Consider the following 20,654-nt stretch of genomic DNA (forward strand, 5'->3'; position numbering starts at 1 on the left):
CTAGAATGGCGTCTTCACGGGATTGCCCGAGGTTTTCACATGCCGATTTACGCTTACCGCTGCGAGTCCTGTGGTCACGTCAAGGATGTCTTGCAAAAGATCTCTGACCCGGTGCTGACCACCTGCCCTGCTTGTGGCGCCGAGTCCTTCAAGAAACAGATCACCGCCGCCGGCTTCCAGCTCAAGGGCTCGGGCTGGTATGTCACCGACTTCCGGGGTGGCTCGGGTGGCACCAGCGCCCCGGCCGCCGGCGCGGCTGCCGCATCCACGGCAACGGCGGCGGCTGCATCCGACAGCGGCGCGTCCTCGTCGTCTTCATCCTCTTCGGGCGGCGACACGGCCGCCGGCGGTTGCGGCACATCCTGCGCCTGCCACTGACGCCAAGCCCCCAACACAAGGCACCATGTGAAGAAATACATCCTTACCGGGCTGCTCGTCTGGTTGCCGCTGGCCATCACCATCTGGGTGCTGATGAACGTCGTCGGCACGCTCGATGGCGTGTTTGCCTGGGTGGTCGTCGCAGCCCAGACGGTGCTGCCCGAAAGCCTGCGCCCCCTGCTGCAGGACCTGCGCAACATCCCCGGCCTGAGCGTCATCGTCGTCGTGACGGCCCTGTGGCTGACCGGCGTGGCCGTGACCAATATGGCCGGCCAGTGGATCCTCAACCAGTCGAACCGGATGTTCTCCAACATCCCCATCGTCAAGAGCATCTACACCTCGGTCAAGCAGGTGTCCGACACGCTGTTTTCCAGCAGCGGCCAGGCCTTCCGTGAGGCGGTGCTGGTGCAATACCCCCGTGCCGGCTCCTGGACGATCGCTTTCGTGACTGGCAAGCCCAGCGGCGAAGTGGCGCAGCACCTGCCCGCCGACATGGTGACGCTGTATGTGCCCACCACGCCCAACCCGACCTCCGGCTTCATGCTGATGGTGCCGCGCGCCGACGTCGTGGCCCTGCACATGTCGGTGGACGAGGCGCTCAAGTACATCATTTCCATGGGTGTGGTGGCCCCGCCGCCTTCGGCCGCGCCGGGCAGTTTGCCTCCGGTCACGCCAACGACCCAATCCTGAACGACAATCGAGGGTTTCGGGCCTGCGCACAATGCGTGGGCCGCGTGACCCTCATCTCGGAGAAAACCAACAATGCGCACCACTTACTGTGGTCTGGTCAGCGAAGCGCTGATGGGCCAGACCGTGACGCTGATGGGCTGGGCCCACCGTCGCCGCGACCACGGCGGCGTGATCTTCATTGACATGCGCGACCGCGAAGGTCTGGTGCAGGTGGTGTTCGACCCCGACCGTGCCGATTCCTTCAAGATCGCCGAAGACGTGCGCAACGAGTTCTGCCTGAAGGTGACCGGCGTTGTGCGCGCCCGCCCCGCCGGCACCGAAAACGCTGGCCTGACCAGCGGCAAGATCGAGGTGCTGGGCCACACGCTGGAAGTGCTGAACGCTTCCGTGACGCCTCCCTTCCAGATCGACGACGAAAACCTGTCTGAGACGACCCGCCTGACGCACCGCGTGCTGGACCTGCGTCGTCCCTACATGCAAAAGAACCTGATGCTGCGCTACCGCGTGGCCATGGAAGCGCGCAAGTTCCTGGACGAGCACGGCTTTGTCGACATCGAAACCCCGATGCTGACCAAGTCCACACCCGAAGGGGCCCGCGACTACCTGGTGCCCTCGCGCGTGCACGATGGCGCGTTCTTCGCCCTGCCCCAGTCGCCCCAGTTGTTCAAACAGCTGCTGATGGTGGCCGGCTTTGACCGCTACTACCAGATCACCAAGTGCTTCCGCGACGAAGACCTGCGCGCCGATCGCCAGCCCGAATTCACCCAGATCGATATTGAAACGAGCTTCCTGACCGAGCAGGAAATCCGTGACATGTTCGAAGGCATGATCCGCCACGTCTTCATGAAGGCGTTGAATGTGGACCTGGGCGTGTACCCGGTCATGAAGTACGCCGACGCGATGCACCGCTTTGGCTCCGACAAGCCTGACCTGCGCGTCAAGCTGGAGTTCACCGAGCTGACCGACGTGATGGCCGATGTGGACTTCAAGGTCTTCTCCACCCCCGCCACGACCAAGGGCGGCCGCGTGGTGGCCCTGTGCGTGCCCGGTGGCGGCACCATGTCCCGCGGTGAAATTGACGCCTACACCGAGTTCGTCAAGATCTACGGTGCCAAGGGCCTGGCCTGGATCAAGGTCAACGAAGTTGCGAAGGGCCGCGAGGGCCTGCAATCGCCCATCGTCAAGAACCTGCACGACGCGGCCATTGCCAAGATCCTGGAGCGCACCGGCGCCAAGGACGGCGACTTGATCTTCTTCGGCGCCGACAAGGAAAAGATCGTCAACGACGCCATCGGCGCGCTGCGCCTGAAGGTCGGTCACTCCGACTTCGGCAAGAAGGCCGGCCTGTTCGAAGACCGCTGGGCCCCGCTGTGGGTGGTGGACTTCCCGATGTTCGAGTACGACGACGACGGCGAACGCTGGAACGCCGTGCACCACCCCTTCACCGCCCCGAAGGATGGTCACGAAGACTACATGGACACCGATCCGGGCAAGTGCATTGCCAAGGCCTACGACATGGTGCTCAACGGCTGGGAACTGGGTGGCGGCTCGATCCGTATCCACCGCGCCGAGGTGCAGTCCAAGGTGTTCAAGGCCCTGAACATCACCGACGAAGACGCCAAGGTCAAGTTTGGCTTCCTGCTGGATGCGCTGCAGTACGGTGCGCCCCCGCACGGTGGCCTGGCCTTCGGCCTGGATCGCCTGGTCACGCTGATGACCAAGGCCGAGTCGATCCGCGACGTGATCGCCTTCCCCAAGACGCAGCGAGCCCAGTGTCTGCTGACCGGTGCCCCGTCGCTGGTCGACGAGAAGCAACTGCGCGAGTTGCACATCCGCCTGCGCAACGCAGGGGCGACGACGCCAGCGGCTTAAGTCACCTACAAGGACACCCAAGAGGGGCGGTTGATCCGTGCGGCCTCTTGCGTAAACTCCTGCGGGCCACCCAAACGGTGGCCCGTTGTCATTTACAGCATCACATTCTCAGGATCGACCACCATGCGCGCCGCCACCTCCGCTTTGTTGATTTCTTCCTTGGCTCTGGGGCTGGGCCTGGCCGGCTGCAAGGACAAGACCCCGCAATCGTCGACCGAGCTCGGCAACGGCGGCTCGGTGGTCAGCGGCTCGGCGGGCCCCAAAGGTGCGCAAGGCGCAGACGCCTCGCTGGTGAAGTGCGACAGCCCCGTGGCCACGCTGGCCCTGGCCGAGAACCCCGATGGCTACACCATGAGCTCGCACTACCAGTTGCCCGCCTCGCCTGTGCCGCTCATCAAATTGCTGGCACAGCAAAGTGGGTGCTTTCGGGTGGTTGATCGCGCGGCCGGCCTGCGCAACACCATGCAGGAGTCGCAATTGAAGGAGGCCGGCATCGTGCGCGCCGACAGCACGGTGCACAAAGGCAAGGGCTATGAGGCGCAGTACACCATCATCCCCAGCCTGACCTTCAGCGAGCAGGAGGCGGGGCGCGGCATAGCCGGCGTCATCGCCAGCATCCCGGTGCTGCGTGACATCGCCGGGCTGGCGGGCCTGCTGGAGCAGGTCAAGCTGAAAGAAGCCCAGGTGGCCCTGCTGCTGACCGACAACGAAACCACCGAACAACTGGCCGCCGCCACGGGCTCGGCGCGCACCACCGACCTGGGCCTGGGCGGCCTGCTGGTCACCAAGCTGGGCGGCGGTGCCGGCCTGGGGTGGAGCAACACCAATGAAGGCAAGGTGATCGCCGCGGCCTTCCTGGACGCGCACAACAAGCTGGTGGTGCAGGTGCGCGAACTGCAAGCCAAAACCTTGCCCCCCGCCGTGGCCACACGGAAATGACGCCCCACAAGATCCCCGAATCGGTGCTGGTGGTGATCTACACGCCAGAGCTGGATGTCTTGCTGATCGAGCGCGCCAAGCAACCCGGCTTCTGGCAAAGCGTGACCGGCTCCAAGGACACGCTGGACGAGCCCTGGGTGGAAACCGCCATCCGTGAGGTGCGGGAAGAAACCGGCATCGTGGTGGGCGCGCCCGAGGTGCCCAAGCCCGCCCTGGCCGACTGGGCCGTGGAGAACGTTTACGAGATCTACCCGGTGTGGCGCCACCGTTATGCCCCCGGCGTGACCCACAACACCGAGCGCGTCTTTGGCCTGCGTGTCCCGCACGGCACCCCCATCACCCTGGCGCCTCGCGAGCACACCCAGTACGTCTGGTTGCCCTACCAGGAGGCGGCCGACCGTTGTTTTTCGCCATCCAACGCCGAGGCCATCTTGCAGTTGCCCCAGCGCATCACCCCTCGGTGAGGTCTGCCAGGCCTGCTGCGGCAGGTCAAACAGGCAAGCAGACGGGGAAAGCCCCCGCTTGAAACAGCGCTCAAAGCCCCGCAGATGCGGTTATCTTTGACACCATAGGGTTGCCCTTGTTTCGCTGCCGAACATTGCCGTGCTGAATCCGCTCCAGTCCTCCTTGCTGCCGCCGTCCACGCTGTCCTCCAGGAGCCTGCGTGTGGCCACGTACAACATCCACAAAGGTGTGCGGGGGCTGGGGCCCACCAAGCGCCTGGAAATCCACAACCTGGGGCTGGCGGTGGAGGCCATGGACGCCGACATCGTCTGCCTGCAGGAGGTGCGGCGCTTTCACCATACCGACGCGCAGCGTTTCTCCAGGACCGACTTTGGCCCACTGTGCTGGCCCAATGTGCCGCAAGCCGAGTACCTGGCGCCGGAAGGCTATGAGGTGGCCTACCGCACCAATGCGGTCACCAAGAACGGCGAGCATGGCAATGCCCTGCTGGCGCGCTGGCCACTGGGCCACATCGGGCACCATGACGTCTCTGACCACCGTTTCGAGCAACGCGGCTTCCTGCATGTGTCGGTTCACTGGCGTGGCGTGGAGATCCATGTGGTGGTGGTGCACCTTGGCCTGATCCACGCCAGCCGCGTCAGGCAGGCCGAACGTCTGGCGCAACTGGTGCAGGAGCACATCCCGCCGGGCGTGCCCGTCGTGATCGCGGGCGACTTCAACGACTGGAACGAGAAGCTCGACGCCATCCTGGAGTCAGCGGGCATGAAGCGCGCCAGTGTGGGTGATGCCGAGCGCACCCCCACCTTCCCCTCGCTGGTGCCCGTGCTGGCGCTGGACCGCGTCTACACACGGGGCATGCACTGCCAGTCCATCATGGTGCCGCGAGGAGGTGCCTGGGCCCGGCTGTCTGACCATTTGCCGCTGGTGGTGGAGCTGGATCTGGCGTCCTGATCATGCGCGACAAAGCATCCCCGGACAAGGAGGCGGATGAGTCGCTCAGAAGGCTGGCCTGGTATGCCCAGCGCAAGCCGGTGTTCACGGGTGGCAACCAGGTCAAGCTCCTGCGTGGTGGCAAGGAGCTGTTTCCCGCCTTGAGCGACTGCATCGACCGGGCGCGCAGCAGCGTGTGGCTGGCGCTCTACATCGTGTCGCCACTGGGGCAAAGCGGTGGCGTGCTGCAATCGCTCAAACGCGCGGCGCGGCGCGGTGTCCATGTGCACCTGGTGGTCGATGGCTTTGGCTCCGGTGAGGCACCGCAGAGCATGTGGCACGAGCTGGAGAAGGCCGGCGTGAAGCTGGCCATCTATCGCCCCATGCACAGGCTGTGGGGACTGCTGGATACCAGCCAGTGGCGGCGCATGCACATGAAGCTGTGCGTGGTCGACGACGAGCATGCCTTTGTGGGCGGCATCAACCTGATCGACGACCACTATGACCTCACGCACGGTTGGTCGGACCTGCCGCGCCTGGACTATGCGGTTCAGGCACAAGGCCCTGTGATCACGCCGATGCTGCACACCATCAAGGCGGTGTGGACCCGCGCGCAATTCGGCCGGGACTGGCGTGACGACCTCAGCCACCTCATGCAGGACAAGCACAAGCTCAAGCGCCTGAGGCACTGGGTGCAGCAGGCCCGCATGCGGCTGAACCCGCGTGAGCAAGGCAAGCTGGCGCACGGTGCGGCGCTGCATGTGCCCATGCGCAGTGCTTTTGTGCTGCGCGACAACCTGCGTCAACGGCGCACCATCGAGCAATCGGCGCTGCAAGCCATCAACCGGGCCCGCCAGCGCATCGACATCGTCACGCCCTACTTCTACCCTCGTCGCCCGATCCGGCTGGCGCTGCGCGCGGCTGCGGCGCGGGGGGTAGCCGTGCGCCTGCTGCTGCAAGGCAAGCTGGACTTCCAGATCGCCGGCCTGGCCGCACGCGTGCTGTACGGTGAGATGCAGCAGCAAGGCGTGCGCATCTTCGAGTACCAGCCGGCCTTTCTGCATGCCAAGGTGCTGTGCGTGGACGACGAGTGGGCCACGGTCGGCTCGTCCAACCTCGACCCCTTGTCGCTGGTGCTGAACCTGGAGGCCAACCTCATCATCAAGGACCGGGCGTTTGTGCGTTCACTGTCGGGCGCATTGAGCGTGGACTTTGCCCAAAGCCGTGAAATCCTTCAGGCAGAGGCCACCTCTTCGCGCTGGATCACACGCCTGCGGCGCGGCTTTGTGCGCCAGTTGGCCAAGGCCTATCTGCGGCTGGCCGGGGCGGCTGGGCGTTATTGAGTGCGTACCGGGCGCAGCGTCGGTGCCAGGCGCTGGGCCGCTTCACAAGCTGAACTGACGGCACTGCCCGTAAGCCGGGGGTGCGGGCCATTGCACCGCCCGGGTGGGGCGATCTGATCGGGTACTCAGCCACGCCAGCGTCAGCATCCACCCTGCGTGGCCGACCACGAGCTGGGGGCCGTCAGCAAGCCCGCTGCGCGACAGGCGTGCGCGGGCAGCCCAATCCCCTACCCGACGGAACAGGTCGGCCAGGCTCTCGCCACCGCCCGGTGCATGGTGAAGGAAGTCGCCGCACCAGGCGTCCACCTCTGCATGCTCGATGGTCGACCATGGGCGGCCATCCCAATCACCGAAGTCCATCTCCTGCAAGGCTGGATCGATGTGGTGGCGCCAGCCCCAGGTGCGCAGCACCCACCCGACCGCAGCGCAGCGCCCCAGCGGCGAGGTGTGGATCACGTGAGGTAAGCCATGCCGACGCGCCTGCTGGCGGATGCGGTGCGCCAGGCGTTTGGCCTTGCGTTTGTCGATGGGCACATCGGTCTGGCCGATGCAGCGCCCGGCCACATCGCGCGGGCGCGGATGGCGCCAGACCCAGCAGGCGCTGGGTTGCGGCGGCAAGCTGTCAAGCTCGGGCGTCATCGTCATCGACAGCACTCGCCATCAGGCCACAGGGTGCACCACAGCGAGCCAGGCCATCAGGCCCAGCACCTCGGTGATCTGCTGGCTGGCGCCCAGCGTGTCCCCCGTGAAGCCGCCCAGGCGCTTGCTGAACCAGCGGGCGCAGAAGGCCGCACCCAGCGCCATCGCCAGCGTCGACTTCATCAAGGCGGCCAGCAAGGTCCCGGCAGGCCAGGCCGTGAAGCCGAACCACAACCACATCAGCCCCGCCACGGCACCCGTCATCATGACAGCGCCCAGCAGGTTGAGCCAGGACACCTGCATGGCCAGCGGCTTGGCCTTGGCATGGTCCAGATCACCGGCATAGGGCAGGAAACGGATGAGGCAGACCGGCACCAGGCGCGAGGCTGCATGGCACCAGACCAGGGCCATCATGGTCCAGGCCAGCAGAACCTGCCTGACGTGGCTGGACTCGGCGCTGTCGAGTTCATTGAGCAAAGGTGTGGCCAGCGAGGCCAGCACCGTGGCTTTGAGGATCAGCATGAGGATCAGGCCCAATGCGCCGTAGGAGCCCAGGCGCGAGTCCTTCATGATGGTCAACGCACGCTCGCGGCTGACCGCGCCCCCCAGCCCATCGCAGGTATCGGCCAGCCCGTCTTCATGAAAGCCGCCCGTGAGCCACACGGTGAAGGCCATGCTCAGCACGACCGCCACCACCGGTGGCCACCAGAAGGCGGTGGCAGCCAGCACCAGTGCACCCGCCAGGCCCACCAGTGCACCCACCAAGGGGAAGTAGCGCAGGCAACCTTGCAACCAGGCCGGCTCGAAACCCACCCAGCCTGGCACCGGCACCCGCGTGAGGAACTGCAGGGCGATCAGGCTCAGGCGGAGTTCATGCAGCAAGGCTTTCATGCCCGCATCATGCCTCGTCTGCGGGGCGTTGCCCGGCGTCGTGATCCGAGTTGCTCACCCCTGCGACCTCAAAGCTGGCCATCTCCCGCAGGATGCGGCAGGCCGACTCCAACAGGGGCCAGGCCAATGCGGCACCGGAGCCCTCGCCCAGGCGCAGATGGAGCTTGAGCAAAGGTTTAGCGTGGAGGTGCTTGAGCAACAAGGCATGGCCGGACTCATCGGACTGGTGCGCAAACACGCAACGCTGCAGCACCAAGGGCTGCAGCCTCGACGCGACCAGCACGGCACTGCTGGTGATGAAGCCATCGACGACGATCACGCGGTTCTCGGCCGCGGCCTGCAGGATGGCACCCACCATCATCGCGATCTCGAAGCCACCAAATGCGGCCAGCGTTGCCATGGGCGACACCGCATCGACATGCAGCGAGAGCACCTCCCGCAGCACATCCAGCTTGCGCTGGTAGGCGGCATCGTCCAGCCCCGTGCCACGCCCGGCGCAAGCCAGCAAAGGCTCGCCCAGCAAGCGGGCCATCAGCAAGGTGGCGCTCGATGTGTTGCCGATGCCCATTTCGCCCAGCAGCACGGTGTTGCCTGGCAGGCTGCGGATCACCTCCTTGCCGTGTGCCATGGCCTGCTCGCACTGCTGTGCGCTCATGGCGGCCTGGCGCGAACTGTCGGCGGTGCCGGGTGCCACCTTGCGGATCTGCAGGCCGGCACGCGGTGCGAAATCATGGGCCACACCCGCGTCCACCACGGTCAGGGCCAGGCCATGCTGGCGCGCCAGCACGCTGACGGCGGCACCACCAGCCAGGAAGTTCTCGACCATCTGCCAGGTCACGTCGCTCGGGTAGGCGGACACGCCGCGCGCGGCCAGGCCATGGTCGCCCGCGAACACCACCATCTGAGGCTGCACCAAATGCGGGTCGAGCCTGGACTGGATCAGGCCCAGCTGCCGGCCCAGTGTTTCAAGCTGGCCGAGTGCGCCCAGGGGCTTGGTCTTGTGGTCGATCAGATGCTGCAGCTTCTGGGCCAGTCCCGTGTTGTTCAAATCGTTGAGGGGACCGTGTGTCTGTGTCATGTTGTTTTGCTTTCGTTGGCTCAAGTTGTCTGTTCAAAGCCCAGGCCCTGCAAGGTCGTGCCCGCGCAGGTGGCCAGCGCGGACAGCACCGCGACCAGGCCGCACTCGATGGCCGCAGGCCCTGGCGCCAGGATGTCGGAAGAAGGCACATCGCGCATCAGGGCATGGAGCTCGGCAAAGCCGGGGCGAGCCTGCACCTGATCCACGTCGAAGCGCTGGCCACACCACGAGCCCAGGATCACCTGAGGGCGTGCCGCCAGGATCTGCTCTGCCGTCACGGCCCGTGCGCTGAAGGGATCTCGGGGCGCGATCTCGGCAAAGACGTCCACCCCGCCGGCCAGGCTGATGAGCTCGCTCACCCACTGGATACCGCATGTCAAAGGCGAGTGCCATTCCTCGAAGTAGACGCGGGGCTGGAAAGGCAGGCGCGCTGCGGCCTGGGCCACGCGGGCCTTGATGCCATCCAGATGAGCGATGAGGTCGCGGGCCTTCTCGGGCTCACCCACCACCTCGCCCAGGGTGCGGACCATGTCGTTGATGCCGGCCAATGTGCGGTGGTGAAAGCACAAGGTCTGCACGCCAGCCGCCTCGACCTCATCAAGCAACTTGCGTTGAACGTGCGAGTAGCCGATGACCAGATCGGGCGTCACCGACAGGATCTTGTCCAGCTTGCCGGTCTTGAAGCCGCTGATCTTGGGCTTGCTTTCGCGGGCTTGTGGCGGGTAGACCGTGAAGCCGGAGATGCCGACCAGACGGTCTTGCACACCCAGTCGATAAAGGATGTCCACCGCCTCGGTGGACAGGCTGGCAATGCGTTGCGGGGATGGGGCAAGGTTCACGATTGGGGGGCTTTCAACAAAGACATCAAGGCACCGGGCTCAAAGTGCCGCTCGACATAGTCGGCCAGGCCCTCGAACACCTGGGACAGCACAGGCACCTGGCTGCCCAGCAAGGCCCGCAAGACCGGCTCGGACTCGAACAAGCCGTGCAGATACAGGCCCAGCACCTGGCCTTGCTGCCAGCCCAGCGCATGGCCATGGCCATCCAGCAAGACGGGATGGGCGCGCGACGAGACGGCCTGGGTGCGCCCGTGGTGGATTTCGTAGCCGCGGGTCGGCACACCGGACAAGGCAGACCAGGCGCCAGGCATGCCCGGCACGAATTGCGCGGCGGTGTCCTGCAGCAGCTTGCTGGCGTCAAAGCGCGTACGGACATCCAACAGACCCAGGCCAGGCATTTCGCCGCTCGGCGGGTCTTCGTTCGACTCGATGCCATCGGGGTCGGACAAGGTCTGCCCCAGCATTTGCAGGCCACCGCAAATGCCCAGCACCGCCCCGCCCCGCTGCACATGACCAGCGATGGCGTGGTCCAGGCCTTGCGCGCGCAACCAGGCCAGATCAGAGCGGGTGTGTTTGGAGCCCGGCAGGATCACCCAGTCGGCGCAGTCCAGGTCAGCGGGCTGACGTGCCCAGACCAGGCGCACATGCGAGGCCGAACGCAAGGGCTGGAACTCGTCGAGGTTGCTGATGCGGGGGTAGGCCAGCACGGCCACACGCAGGATGCGCTGGCCATGGCGATCATGCTGCTGGGCCGGCCCGGTGGCGGCGTCATCGAACACGCCGTCTTCTTCGGGCAGGCCATGGCCGCGCCACATGGGCAAGACCGCCAGCGTGGGCACGCCGGTGAGGTCCTGCAGTTGCTGAGGCCCGGGCGCAAGCAGGCTGGCATCGCCGCGGAAGCGGTTGAGCACAAAGCCCTTGATCAAGGCGCGCTCGTGCGCGGGCAGCAGTTGGTGCGTCCCGTACAGATGGGCAAAGGCGCCGCCCCGGTCGATGTCGGTGACCAGCAGGCAAGCCGCCTGCGCTGCCAGCGCGGTGCGCATGTTGACGTAGTCACTGCTGTGCAGGTTGATCTCGGCTGGCGAGCCCGCCCCTTCGATCACCACCACCTCGTGGTCGGCCATCAGCGCCTGGAGCCCGGCTTGCGCGTGGGGCCACAGTTGCTCACTGCGTTCACGCCAGGGCACGCTTTGCAGGTCGGGTCGCACCTCGCCCATGACCACGACCTGGCTGGCCGTGTCCTTCTCGGGTTTGAGCAGGATGGGGTTCATGCGCACATCGGGGCCGATGCCGGCAGCCAGCGCCTGGAAATACTGGGCGCTGCCGATCTCGCCCATGCGCCCCTGCAGACCGGGCACCACGCGCGCGTTGTTGCTCATGTTCTGCGCCTTGAAGGGCGCCACCTTGAACCCTTGTCGGGCATACCAGCGGCACAAGGCCGTGGTCAACCAGCTCTTGCCGGCCCCGCTGGTGGTGCCCAGCACCATCACGGCTCTGGCGCTCATGCGGCACTCCTGCTGGGCTGCTTGCGCAAGGCCATCCATTGGTCCAGGGCCTTCAGCAAGGCCGCTTGCGCCTGCGGCTGATGCACACGCCAGCGCACCCATCCAGGCAGGCCAAGGTTGGCCGCATCACGCCATTTGAGGCCCTGCGCCCGCAGGAAGGTGTTCAGGTCATGCAGATCAGCCGCGTCCAGCAAGGGGTGGCGGCTGACCACGAAGTTGGTGCAAGTGGCTTGATGAACCCAAGCTCGCTCGACCAAGGCAGCTTGTTGCCGGCGCAGGCCTTCACGCAGGGTGTCATGCGCCCGTGCCAGCCAGTCCTGCACGGCCGCGCTCGGCCATTGGGTCAGCAAGCTCACCCCTTCTGCGGACAAGACCCAACTCGGCGCGAGATGCTGCAGGGAAGGCAGCAGGCCAGCCTGGTCAGCAACGGGTGCCAGCATCCACCCTGCCCTGACCCCCGTCAGGCCCAAGGCTTTGTTGGGCGAATACAGCTGCCAGCAACGCTCGGCGCACGCTACAGGAACGGGGTCATGGCCCTGCAAGCGCAAGGGCTCGTAGGCACGGTCCAGTGCCACGATCAAACCGGGGTGCATGCGCTGCGCGTGGGCCAAGGCAGACCAGAAGTCCGCAGGCAAGCTGCTACCCGTCGGGTTGCAGGGCTCGCACAACCACAGCAACACGGGGCCTTGCAGGATGAGATCGGGGTAGTGCGCCATCGGCTGCACGTTCATGCCCAGCGCCAGCGCGGCCGTGCGGTAATCACCATAAGCAGGCTCGGGCACGCAGACTTGGCGATACCCGGCCAGGAAGGCCGCAAGCGTGAGGCGGCGAATGCCCTCGCTGCTGCCGGCCGTGGGCACGATGCGCGCCGCGTCCACACCATGCCATTGCGCCAGGGCCTGGCGCACACTGGCGTAGGTGGGCTCGGGGTAGAGGCGCCTGTCTGCGGTCAGCAAGCGCGCCAGCAAGTCCGCGGGCAGGGGCACCGCGTTGGCGTTGCTGGAGAAGTCCCACTCAATGGGTGGGCCATCGTCCTGGCCACCATGCACGTGCAGGTTCAATGCCGACACCATCAGCGCCCCCACCCGATGACCAGGGGCACCGCCTGCACCAACGCGCTCACCAGCGCCGCCAGCCAGGCAGCGCGGCCGGCCATGAGCAAGGCCGCCTGCGTGTGCCTGGCCAGCGGTGCGCCCGCCTGTTCGTTCAAGGCATAGGCCCCGGGCTTGCGCAGGCTCACGCCCAGGAGCAAGGCCATGGCGCCCATGGGCCAGCCACCATTGGGTGAAGGCGTGAGCCGGGCCTGGGCGCGCATGCGCGCAAGACCTGGCCAGCACCCCGCCGCCGCACACAAGAGCAAGGCCGTCAGGCGCGCGGGCAGCCAGGACAAGAGGTCGTCCAGCTTCGCGGCCCATTTGCCGGCCCATTCATAAGGGCCGCGGTGGCCCCACATCGCATCGGCCGTGTTGGCAAAACGGTAGAGCGCCGCGCCAGGCAGGCCCAGCAAGGCGAACCAGAACAAGGGCGCGACCAGGGAGTCGTTGAGGTTCTCAGCCAGCGACTCGATGGCGCTTTCACGCACGCCCACGTCATCCAGTTGATGGACATCGCGGCTTACCAGGCGCCGCAACTGCGTCTGCCCGGCCTGCAGCGACTGGCCCAGCGCTTGCTCGACCTGGTGAACCTCGTCACGCAGCATGCGCCACGCCAGAAAGGGCTTGAGCAACAAGCCCAGCCCCAGGCCGGCCAGGATGGCGGAGGCCCATGCGGGCCAGGCCAGCGTGGACACCAGCCAGTGCCAGCCCAACTCCATGGCCAACCCGACGGCCGTCACCAGGCAGGCCCCCAGGCACCAGGCCATGGCGCCACCCAGCAGGGCCAGCGGCGCAGGCAGGTGTGTCAAAGCCGGCCCCATCAAACCCAGGTAGCGCCCCATGACCACCACGGGGTGCACCCATGCAGGCGGCTCGCCCCAAAGGCGGTCCACCCACAAGGCCACCAGCACGGCCAGCATGCAAGCCAGGATCCAGGCCATGTGCCCGTCAGTCCTCGATGCCGCGTTGCGCCGGCACGCCGGCGTTGTAATGATGCTTGATCAGTGTCATCTCGGTCACGGTGTCGGCCAGGTCAATCAGCTCCTGGGGGGCGCCCCGGCCCGTCAGCACCACGTTGACGTGCGAGGGGCGCTCACGCAGCACCTTCAGCACAGCCTCCAGATCCAGCCAGCCGTATCGCAAGGGGTAGGTGATCTCATCGAGCACCACCAGGAAATGTTCGCCCGCGGTGATGGTGGCGGCTGCACGCTCCCAGCCTTCGCGTGCCAGCTGGCCAGAGTGCTCCAGGTCCTTGCTCTTCCAGCTGAAGCCATCCCCCAGACCTTCAATGGGCACGCCCAGTTGCTCGAACACGCGGTGTTCGCCAAAGCGGGCGCTGGGCACCTTCATGAACTGGTAGATCTTGACGGCCTTGCCCCGGCCATGGGCGCGCAAGGCCAGGCCGAAGGCCGCGGTGCTCTTGCCCTTGCCGTCACCGGTGTTGATCAGGATCAGGCCGCGTCGGTCACCTGCGGGCTTCTCGACCTGACGGTCGACGGGGGGCTTTTCGATTTCCATGAGGGACTCCGTTGGAAGGTGCGTCAGCGCGCGGGGCCGAACAGGCCCGCCACAGCGAGTGGATTGGAGGGGAAGTACATGTGCAGGAAGGAGGCATGAAGACGCCCCTCCTGATAGATGGCTTCAGGCTGGCCATTGAAACGCTGCGCCGTGGTCTGCAAGGCGGGCGTCAAGGGTGAACTCATGCGGGCATGGTGAAAGGTGTGGCCGCGCACCGCGCCTTGCGGCAGATCGGCGCCATGCATGCCCAGGTTGACCAGGCGCTTTTGCATGGCCGCTTCGCCGGGCAGGATCCCCCACAAGGGCATGCGCTGGCCCTCATGGTCGGTCAAGCCATCAAGCAAGGCCAGCATGCCGCCGCATTCGGCCACCAGGGGTTTGCCTTGCGCATGGTGGGCTGAAATGGCCTGCCGCATGGGCTCGTTGGCAGCCAGGGCCTGCAGGTGCAACTCCGGGTAGCCGCCTGGCAGGTACAGTGCATCGGCCTCGGGCAAGGCCTGCTCATGCAGCGGCGAGAAGAAGCACAGCTCGGCCCCCATGGCCTGCAAGGTGTCGACGTTGGCGTGGTACAGAAACGCAAAGGCTTCGTCACGGGCCACGGCCACCTTCACGCCGTCCAGCAAGCGCCCGGGCACACGCTGTGCATCGGGCAAGGCCATGCGCTCGAATGCCACGGCTTGCGGCATGTCGGGGTTCAGCCGGCCCAGTGCCTGCGCAGCCCGGTCCAGCCGGGCATCCAGGTCGGCCACTTCTGCTGCCTGCACCAAACCAAGGTGGCGCGAGGGCATGCCCATGGCCTCGTCACGTGGCAAGGCGCCAAACCACTTCATGCCCTCGGGCAGACTGTCTTTGAGCATCTGGGCGTGCGTGTCACTGCCCACGCGGTTGGCCAGCACGCCGGCCAGTTGCAGCCCGGGGCGGTAGTGCCCGAGCCCATAGGCGATGGCCCCGAAGGTTTGCGCCATGGCCGAACCATCGATCACGGCCATGACGGGCAGGCCCAACTTCATGGCCAGATCGGCGCTGGAGCTCATGCCATCGAACAGGCCCATCACACCTTCAACCAGGATCAGGTCGGATTCCTGTGCGGCCTGCCAGAGCAGTTCGCGGCAATGCGCCTCGCCGCCCATCCACAGATCAAGCTGGTAGACCGCTTGCCCGCTGGCTTGCGCCAGCATCATCGGGTCCAGGAAATCCGGGCCGGTCTTGAACACGCGCACGCGGCGCCCTTGCTGGCGGTGCCAGCGCGCCAAAGCCGCGGTGGCCGTGGTCTTGCCCTGTCCCGATGCTGGCGCACTCACCAGCATGGCCGGGCAGTGCACGATCTGATCAAGCATTCTGGTCTCCCGTCAAACCGGGGGCCGCACAGGGCAAGGCCACCCACTGCCCCGCAACCCGATGCAATTGAATGCGCTGGTCAAACACCCTGACCAAGGCGGCCTGCGTGGCTTCGTCATGGGCCGCGCCATGGTGCAGGATGCGGCCCTGGTTCATGATGATCAGCTCATCGGCGTGCAGGGCCATGTTCAGCTCATGCAGCACACTCACGATGGTGGTGCCACCCTGACGCAGCCCGCGCACGATGCCAAGCCAGTCGGCTTGATGCGGGGGGTCGAGGTGGGCCAAGGGTTCGTCCATCATCAAGATGCGGGCCTGCACACACAGCGCCCGTGCCAGCAAGACGCGCTGGCGTTCACCGCCAGACAGCTGACCCATCAGCCGGTGGCGCCAGGGCCAGCACTGCGTCTGCTGCATGGCCTGCTCCACGGCGACATGGTCGGCCTCGCTGGGCGGTGCCAGCCAGGATTGATGGGGCAAGCGCCCGAGCATGACCACATCGCTGGCGCGCAGGTCATCTGCGCCGCCTTCTGCCTGCCCCAGCCATGCCAGGGTGCGGGCACGCTCCTTGGCTGGCCAATCCGCGCAGGCGCGCCCTTGCAGTTGCACGCTGCCCTCGCAGGCCTGCAGGCCGGCCAGGGTGCGCAAGAGCGTCGACTTGCCCGCACCATTGGGGCCCACCACCGCCGTCCAGGCGCCTGGCGACAAGCGCAGTTGCACGTCGTGCAAGATGGGTTGGCCCGACAACCTGACCGACCGGATATCTGCTTGCAGGATGCTCATGCAGCACCGCCCATGCGGCGCATGCGCCACAGCAAATAGCCGCCACCCAGCACAGCCGTCAACACGCCGACAGGCAACTCCTGCGGCGCCAGCGCCCAACGGGCCAGGATGTCGGCCGCCAGCAGCAACACCCCTCCAGTGAGCGCGGACAGCAGCAGCAAAGGCCCATGGGTGCTCTGCACACGGCTGCGCACCAGATGGGGGGCCACCAGCCCGACAAAGGAGATCAAGCCCGCCTGGGCCACGGCCGTACCGGTGGCCAGCGCCAGCGCCCCAACCAGCCCGGCCCGCACCACGTTCAAACGCACACCCAGGCTGCGCGCGGCCGCGTCACCCAGGCTGATGGCGTCCAGCGCGCGGCTGGCAGACCAGGCCACCAGCAGCGTCAACAGGAGCACCGGCCACAGCAGCATCACACTGCTCCAGCCCAGGAACCCGGTGGTGCCCAGCATGAAGGCCTGCATGGCGCGCATGATGTCCGGCACCATCAACATGGTCAGCGCACTGATGGCGCCCAACACGACACCCACCACCACACCGGCCAGCAACAGCCTCAAGGTGTGCTCGACACCGCGTGCCAGCACCAGCGTCAGCATGACCGCGGCCACGGCCCCCACGAAGGCTGCCCCCGTGATGCCCAGCCTGATCAACAAGAGCGTGGAGGTGGGGCTCACGCCCACCAAGGCCAGGAAGCAGGCCACACCCAAAGCGGCACCCGATGAACTGCCCAGCAGATAGGGATCGGCCAGGGGGTTGCGGAACAGGCCTTGCCCCACCGCACCACCCAGCCCCAGCAAGGCTCCAGCCAACCAGGCGCCCAGGCAACGTGGCGCCCGCAGATCCCACATGATCTGCCGGGCCAGCGCGTCACCGCCCGCCGACCACGGTGGCGACCAACCGGTGCTGCCCACCGCCACGCCCAGCAGCATCAAGCCCAGGGTAGCCGCCAGCAGCATGATGAAACCCGATGTCGCCTTCAACGCGAGCCTCCCGTTGCCACGGCGTCACGCAGGCACTGCGCCATGATGCGCGCGGCTTCACCCATGCGAGGCCCCGGGCGCGACAACACGTCGCCCTGATCCGGGCTGAAGCTGCACACGCGCTTGTCGCGCACGGCGCTGATGCGATCCCAGCCTGGCCGAGCAGGCAGGCCAAGTGCACTTTTGGCCGACACCATGATCACCTGCGGATTGGCCCGCACGATGTACTCCGGGTTGAGCTTGGGAAAGGGCCCCAGCTTGTTCGGCACGATGTTGACAGCACCCAGCCGTTTCAGCGTATGGCCAATGAACGAGGATTCACCCGCTGCATAAGGGGCGCTGTCCACCTCGTAATAAACCGTCAGGCCCTTGGCCAGGGGCGGCACGCTGGCGGCAGCGTCATTGACTTGCGCATCCAGGCGTTGCCAAAGGCGCTCACCTTCAGCAGCCACACCCAACACCTGCGCCACCTTGCCCGCCACGCGGCGCACGTCTTCATAGGTCTTGGGCTCCAGGGCCACCACGCGCAGCCCCAGGCTTTCCAGCCTGTCCGTCACGCGTGAGGACAGGGCCAGCAGCACGACGTCGGGCTTGAGCGCCACGATCATTTCCACATTGGCATCGTCCAACCCGCCTGTCTTGGCCACGCCGCGCACCGAAGCCGGGAAATTGGAATAGCGGTCTGTGCCCACGATGCGCCCGCACGCACCCAGCTCGCACACCGTTTCGGTGAGCGATGGCAGCAAGGTCACGATGCGCTGGGGTGGCGCGGGCAGGCTCACCGCCACACCACGGTCGTCGGTCACCGTCACGGCTGCCTGGGTCAGCAAGGCCCACACAAACAGCAGCGCGGCCAACACGGCCTTCAGCACTTTCTTCAGCAAGGACATCAACCGGTATCCCTCATGTTGACGGCGGGCTCACGGGCCGGCTCCAGGGCTGGCCGGCCACCATCAAGGTGAGTTGACCACAACGCTCGGCCACGGCCTGGTTGAGCCAGCCCAGTTCGTCGACAAAAGCACGCACCTCGCTGGACAACGGGATCACGCCCCAGCCCACCTCGTTGGACACGAACACCACCGGGGATGGCAGGTTCACCAAGGTGTCCAGCACCGCCTGGAGCTCGACGCGCCAGGCCGCCAGATCGGCCTGCCCTTGCGCCGGCATCAACCAGTTGGTGAGCCACAGCGTGAGGCAGTCCACCAGCAAGAGCCGACCGGGCCGAGCCTGCTCGCGCAGCACGCGGCTCAACTGCAAGGGCTCCTCGATGGTCTGCATGCCGGCGGGCCGATCGGCCTGGTGCCGCGCAATGCGTGCGCGCATCTCGTCGTCCCAGGCCAAGGCCGTGGCCACCACCGTCACCGAATGGCCCGCGGACGTACCCAGCCATTGCCGCGCCAGACGCTCGGCATGACCGGACTTGCCGCTGCGCTGGCCGCCGACGATGAGGTGATGTGCTCCGGACATGAGACGCGACTCCAACTGCGGATCAATACGCTGGCGTCCAGCGCAGGCCAAGGAAGACGGTCCGCGGCGCAGACTCGTAGTTGAGTGCAGTCTGATAGCGTTTGTCCGTCAGGTTGTCGGCACGCAGTATCAGCTTGAACTGAGGGCTGATGGACGTCTGGGCATCCACACCCCAGGTCGTGTAACCGCCCAACACCGTCAGATTGGCCGCATCATCGTAACGCTTGCCGGACGTCAGCATCTGCACACCCACGTTCCACTGCGCCCACAAGGTCTCGGCGCGCAAACTGGCGTGTTGCCTTGCCCGCCGCGCCAGCATCAGGTCCTTTTGCGTGTTCTTGGGGGCATCGATGCTGGCCGAACCGCTCAGCCGCACGTTCACCACGGACACCTCGCCGGTCAACTCCAGCCCCTGCAACTGCGCCTGGCCCACATTGCGATAGCAGTTCCTGGTGTCCGCACACACGCCAGGTGCATCGAACTGGATGAGGTCTCGCACATGGCTGTTATAGGCTGTGACACCCCACTGGGTAGCCCCCTCGTGGTACTGCAACCCCAGCTCAGACGTTCTCGAAAACTCGGGCAGCAGATTGGCCTGCCCATAGCTTGAATAACGCTGATAGAGGGTTGGTGCCCTGAACGCCGTACCCCACGATGCACGCAGGCGCCATTGCGCGTTGAGCGCCAGACCACCTGCCAGCGAGCCCGTGACATGCGTGCCGAAAGCACTGTCATGGTCTTCGCGGATCGCGGACTGCAAGGCATAGGCTTCGTACTGCCACTCGTACCCCAGGCCCAGCGCGCCATCGCGACGCGTGCCCTCGCCCTTGACCGCAGAACTTGTCAGACCCGAGTTGAGCAGACGATCCTGGCGGCCCTCCAGCGTGGCATGCCAGGTGTGCTCACCCCAAACCAGCTGGTTGGCCCAGGCGGCGTTCTGCGCCTCTGTCTGCGCGGCATACACGGCAGGGCGGGTCTCATAGCGGTCACGCGACTGCCCCAGCGTGAGGGTGCTGCGCCAGTCTTGCAGCCACTGGGCCGTCCAGGCCAGCGCCGCACTGTCCAGATCCCGGATGGAGCGGTCGTCCGCACTGGAGTTGACCTTGGCGTCATAACCACTGTTGGTGTGCTGGCGCAAGGCGCTGAGGCTGACACTGTGACCCGGCTTGACCGCATACGCCACACGCGCACTGGCACTGCCATTGCGATAGCCATCATCATCGGCAGCCACGGTGCGGGGCACGGCATTGCTGCGCGCACCAAAGCCGCTGGAGCGCTCCATGGCCAACCCGACGCTGTAGGACCAGGCTCCGCTTGAGCCCGCCAGTTGGCCATCGCTTGACACCAGCCCCCGAGAACCCAGGCCCACGCCCATGTCCAGAGTGAGCGGCCCCTGCCCCTTGCGGGTGAAGATCTGCACGACGCCCGCCACGGCATCGGAGCCATAGATGGCGCTGGCCGGCCCACGCACCACTTCAATGTGGTCGATCTGCGCCAGCGGGATGGCCTCCCAGCTTGCACCACCCGACGCAGACTGGGTGTCCACGCGCACGCCATCGATCAGCACCAGCACATGGCGCGTCTCGGCCCCCCGCAGGAACACGCTGCTGGTCGACGCGGGCCCGCCATTGCGCGCCAGCTCGAACCCGGGCAGGTTCTTGAGCAGATCGGCCACGGCCGTGCTGCCACCCTGGCGTTCGATCTCATCGCGGCCGATGTAGGACACATCCGCCAACACGCGGCTGATGGATTGCGGCTCTCGCGTGGCCGTCACCACCGTGGGCTCCACCCATCCCTGCGTCTGGGCCATGGCCGACACGCCAAGCAAGGCCAGGGTCCATGCCAGAGATCCGGGCGCCATGCATCCCCGCGCCAGGCGCGCCGAAGTCAGTTTGTTCATGGCGA

The 20,654-nt window shown here is 66.2% G+C and carries 21 protein-coding genes; 7 read left to right on the plus strand and 14 right to left on the minus strand.

From position 1 onward, the window contains the following. Positions 1-39 precede the first annotated feature (39 nt). The 7 genes from HY019_RS19920 to clsB all read left to right on the plus strand — a co-directional run bounded on the left by HY019_RS19920 (position 40) and on the right by clsB (position 6,617). Positions 40-378, plus strand: coding sequence for an FmdB family zinc ribbon protein (locus HY019_RS19920; protein ID WP_290695549.1), 339 nt, complete (start codon positions 40-42; stop codon positions 376-378). A 27-nt stretch (positions 379-405) separates the two neighbouring features. Continuing rightward, positions 406-1,068 (plus strand): DUF502 domain-containing protein, encoded by a 663-nt coding sequence (locus tag HY019_RS19925; RefSeq protein WP_290695551.1) that lies wholly within the window; start codon positions 406-408, stop codon positions 1,066-1,068. Positions 1,069-1,140: 72 nt separating this feature from the next. Next, positions 1,141-2,940, plus strand: a complete 1,800-nt coding sequence (aspS, locus tag HY019_RS19930) for an aspartate--tRNA ligase (RefSeq protein ID WP_290695553.1) — start codon at positions 1,141-1,143, stop codon at positions 2,938-2,940. Positions 2,941-3,063: 123 nt separating this feature from the next. Further along, positions 3,064-3,879: a CsgG/HfaB family protein gene (locus HY019_RS19935; protein WP_290695556.1), complete on the plus strand. Its 816-nt coding sequence runs from the start codon at positions 3,064-3,066 to the stop codon at positions 3,877-3,879. Then, positions 3,876-4,343 (plus strand): dihydroneopterin triphosphate diphosphatase, encoded by a 468-nt coding sequence (nudB, locus tag HY019_RS19940; protein WP_290695559.1) that lies wholly within the window; start codon positions 3,876-3,878, stop codon positions 4,341-4,343. Before HY019_RS19935 ends, nudB begins: the two co-directional genes overlap by 4 nt. A 142-nt stretch (positions 4,344-4,485) precedes the next feature. Continuing rightward, the gene (locus tag HY019_RS19945; RefSeq protein ID WP_290695708.1) at positions 4,486-5,295 is read left to right on the plus strand and encodes an endonuclease/exonuclease/phosphatase family protein; all 810 of its coding nucleotides are present in this window, start codon (positions 4,486-4,488) and stop codon (positions 5,293-5,295) included. Positions 5,296-5,297: 2 nt separating this feature from the next. Further along, complete coding sequence (gene clsB, locus HY019_RS19950) at positions 5,298-6,617, plus strand: cardiolipin synthase ClsB (protein ID WP_290695562.1); 1,320 nt, start codon at positions 5,298-5,300, stop codon at positions 6,615-6,617. 42 nt (positions 6,618-6,659) lie between these two features. Here clsB and HY019_RS19955 read toward each other — a convergent pair whose 3' ends face one another. From HY019_RS19955 to HY019_RS20020, 14 genes are read right to left on the minus strand one after another with little or no spacing between them, the layout of a single operon-like run. Continuing rightward, positions 6,660-7,262 carry a histidine phosphatase family protein gene (locus HY019_RS19955; RefSeq protein ID WP_290695564.1) on the minus strand — a complete coding sequence of 201 codons (603 nt, stop codon included), beginning with the start codon at positions 7,260-7,262 and terminating at the stop codon, positions 6,660-6,662. Between the two features lie 15 nt (positions 7,263-7,277). Next, positions 7,278-8,147 (minus strand): adenosylcobinamide-GDP ribazoletransferase, encoded by an 870-nt coding sequence (locus tag HY019_RS19960; protein WP_290695567.1) that lies wholly within the window; start codon positions 8,145-8,147, stop codon positions 7,278-7,280. A gap of 7 nt (positions 8,148-8,154) precedes the next feature. Beyond that, positions 8,155-9,225, minus strand: a complete 1,071-nt coding sequence (cobT, locus tag HY019_RS19965; protein ID WP_290695569.1) for a nicotinate-nucleotide--dimethylbenzimidazole phosphoribosyltransferase — start codon at positions 9,223-9,225, stop codon at positions 8,155-8,157. A 20-nt stretch (positions 9,226-9,245) separates the two neighbouring features. Continuing rightward, positions 9,246-10,064: an ABC transporter substrate-binding protein gene (locus HY019_RS19970; protein ID WP_290695570.1), complete on the minus strand. Its 819-nt coding sequence runs from the start codon at positions 10,062-10,064 to the stop codon at positions 9,246-9,248. Continuing rightward, entirely contained in the window at positions 10,061-11,569 is a 1,509-nt protein-coding gene (locus tag HY019_RS19975) for a cobyric acid synthase (RefSeq protein WP_290695572.1), read from the minus strand. Before HY019_RS19975 ends, HY019_RS19970 begins: the two co-directional genes overlap by 4 nt. Beyond that, positions 11,566-12,642 (minus strand): aminotransferase class I/II-fold pyridoxal phosphate-dependent enzyme, encoded by a 1,077-nt coding sequence (locus HY019_RS19980; RefSeq protein ID WP_290695574.1) that lies wholly within the window; start codon positions 12,640-12,642, stop codon positions 11,566-11,568. Before HY019_RS19980 ends, HY019_RS19975 begins: the two co-directional genes overlap by 4 nt. Further along, positions 12,642-13,604: an adenosylcobinamide-phosphate synthase CbiB gene (gene cbiB, locus HY019_RS19985; RefSeq protein ID WP_290695576.1), complete on the minus strand. Its 963-nt coding sequence runs from the start codon at positions 13,602-13,604 to the stop codon at positions 12,642-12,644. The genes HY019_RS19980 and cbiB overlap by 1 nt, the downstream gene beginning before the upstream one ends. Before the next feature lie 7 nt (positions 13,605-13,611). Beyond that, positions 13,612-14,181 carry a cob(I)yrinic acid a,c-diamide adenosyltransferase gene (gene cobO, locus HY019_RS19990; RefSeq protein WP_290695578.1) on the minus strand — a complete coding sequence of 190 codons (570 nt, stop codon included), beginning with the start codon at positions 14,179-14,181 and terminating at the stop codon, positions 13,612-13,614. 23 nt (positions 14,182-14,204) lie between these two features. Then, entirely contained in the window at positions 14,205-15,518 is a 1,314-nt protein-coding gene (locus HY019_RS19995; RefSeq protein WP_290695581.1) for a cobyrinate a,c-diamide synthase, read from the minus strand. Continuing rightward, a complete protein-coding gene (locus HY019_RS20000) occupies positions 15,511-16,302 on the minus strand; it encodes an ABC transporter ATP-binding protein (RefSeq protein ID WP_290695584.1) in 792 nt (263 codons plus the stop codon). The genes HY019_RS19995 and HY019_RS20000 overlap by 8 nt, the downstream gene beginning before the upstream one ends. Further along, positions 16,299-17,258: an iron ABC transporter permease gene (locus HY019_RS20005; protein WP_290695710.1), complete on the minus strand. Its 960-nt coding sequence runs from the start codon at positions 17,256-17,258 to the stop codon at positions 16,299-16,301. The genes HY019_RS20000 and HY019_RS20005 overlap by 4 nt, the downstream gene beginning before the upstream one ends. 20 nt (positions 17,259-17,278) lie before the next feature. Further along, a complete protein-coding gene (locus HY019_RS20010) occupies positions 17,279-18,172 on the minus strand; it encodes an ABC transporter substrate-binding protein (RefSeq protein WP_290695586.1) in 894 nt (297 codons plus the stop codon). A 13-nt stretch (positions 18,173-18,185) separates the two neighbouring features. Continuing rightward, entirely contained in the window at positions 18,186-18,749 is a 564-nt protein-coding gene (gene cobU / locus HY019_RS20015; protein WP_290695588.1) for a bifunctional adenosylcobinamide kinase/adenosylcobinamide-phosphate guanylyltransferase, read from the minus strand. A gap of 22 nt (positions 18,750-18,771) precedes the next feature. Further along, entirely contained in the window at positions 18,772-20,649 is a 1,878-nt protein-coding gene (locus HY019_RS20020; RefSeq protein ID WP_290695589.1) for a TonB-dependent receptor, read from the minus strand. Positions 20,650-20,654 lie beyond the last annotated feature (5 nt).

This window comes from Aquabacterium sp., from assembly GCF_016195855.1.
Taxonomy (GTDB): Bacteria; Pseudomonadota; Gammaproteobacteria; order Burkholderiales; family Burkholderiaceae_C; genus Aquabacterium.

What these genes read in the sequence shown, in the direction of transcription:
- HY019_RS19920 (WP_290695549.1), top strand. Translation starts at nt 40, where the DNA reads ATGCCGATTTACGCTTACCGCTGCGAGTCCTGTGGTCACGTCAAGGAT.
- aspS (WP_290695553.1), top strand. Translation starts at nt 1,141, where the DNA reads ATGCGCACCACTTACTGTGGTCTGGTCAGCGAAGCGCTGATGGGCCAG.
- HY019_RS19935 (WP_290695556.1), top strand. Translation starts at nt 3,064, where the DNA reads ATGCGCGCCGCCACCTCCGCTTTGTTGATTTCTTCCTTGGCTCTGGGG.
- nudB (WP_290695559.1), top strand. Translation starts at nt 3,876, where the DNA reads ATGACGCCCCACAAGATCCCCGAATCGGTGCTGGTGGTGATCTACACG.
- clsB (WP_290695562.1), top strand. Translation starts at nt 5,298, where the DNA reads ATGCGCGACAAAGCATCCCCGGACAAGGAGGCGGATGAGTCGCTCAGA.
- HY019_RS19955 (WP_290695564.1), bottom strand. Translation starts at nt 7,262, where the DNA reads ATGACGATGACGCCCGAGCTTGACAGCTTGCCGCCGCAACCCAGCGCC.
- HY019_RS19960 (WP_290695567.1), bottom strand. Translation starts at nt 8,147, where the DNA reads ATGAAAGCCTTGCTGCATGAACTCCGCCTGAGCCTGATCGCCCTGCAG.
- cobT (WP_290695569.1), bottom strand. Translation starts at nt 9,225, where the DNA reads ATGACACAGACACACGGTCCCCTCAACGATTTGAACAACACGGGACTG.
- HY019_RS19975 (WP_290695572.1), bottom strand. Translation starts at nt 11,569, where the DNA reads ATGAGCGCCAGAGCCGTGATGGTGCTGGGCACCACCAGCGGGGCCGGC.
- HY019_RS19980 (WP_290695574.1), bottom strand. Translation starts at nt 12,642, where the DNA reads ATGGTGTCGGCATTGAACCTGCACGTGCATGGTGGCCAGGACGATGGC.
- cbiB (WP_290695576.1), bottom strand. Translation starts at nt 13,604, where the DNA reads ATGGCCTGGATCCTGGCTTGCATGCTGGCCGTGCTGGTGGCCTTGTGG.
- cobO (WP_290695578.1), bottom strand. Translation starts at nt 14,181, where the DNA reads ATGGAAATCGAAAAGCCCCCCGTCGACCGTCAGGTCGAGAAGCCCGCA.
- HY019_RS19995 (WP_290695581.1), bottom strand. Translation starts at nt 15,518, where the DNA reads ATGCTTGATCAGATCGTGCACTGCCCGGCCATGCTGGTGAGTGCGCCA.
- HY019_RS20000 (WP_290695584.1), bottom strand. Translation starts at nt 16,302, where the DNA reads ATGAGCATCCTGCAAGCAGATATCCGGTCGGTCAGGTTGTCGGGCCAA.
- HY019_RS20005 (WP_290695710.1), bottom strand. Translation starts at nt 17,258, where the DNA reads ATGCTGCTGGCGGCTACCCTGGGCTTGATGCTGCTGGGCGTGGCGGTG.
- HY019_RS20010 (WP_290695586.1), bottom strand. Translation starts at nt 18,172, where the DNA reads ATGTCCTTGCTGAAGAAAGTGCTGAAGGCCGTGTTGGCCGCGCTGCTG.
- cobU (WP_290695588.1), bottom strand. Translation starts at nt 18,749, where the DNA reads ATGTCCGGAGCACATCACCTCATCGTCGGCGGCCAGCGCAGCGGCAAG.
- HY019_RS20020 (WP_290695589.1), bottom strand. Translation starts at nt 20,649, where the DNA reads ATGAACAAACTGACTTCGGCGCGCCTGGCGCGGGGATGCATGGCGCCC.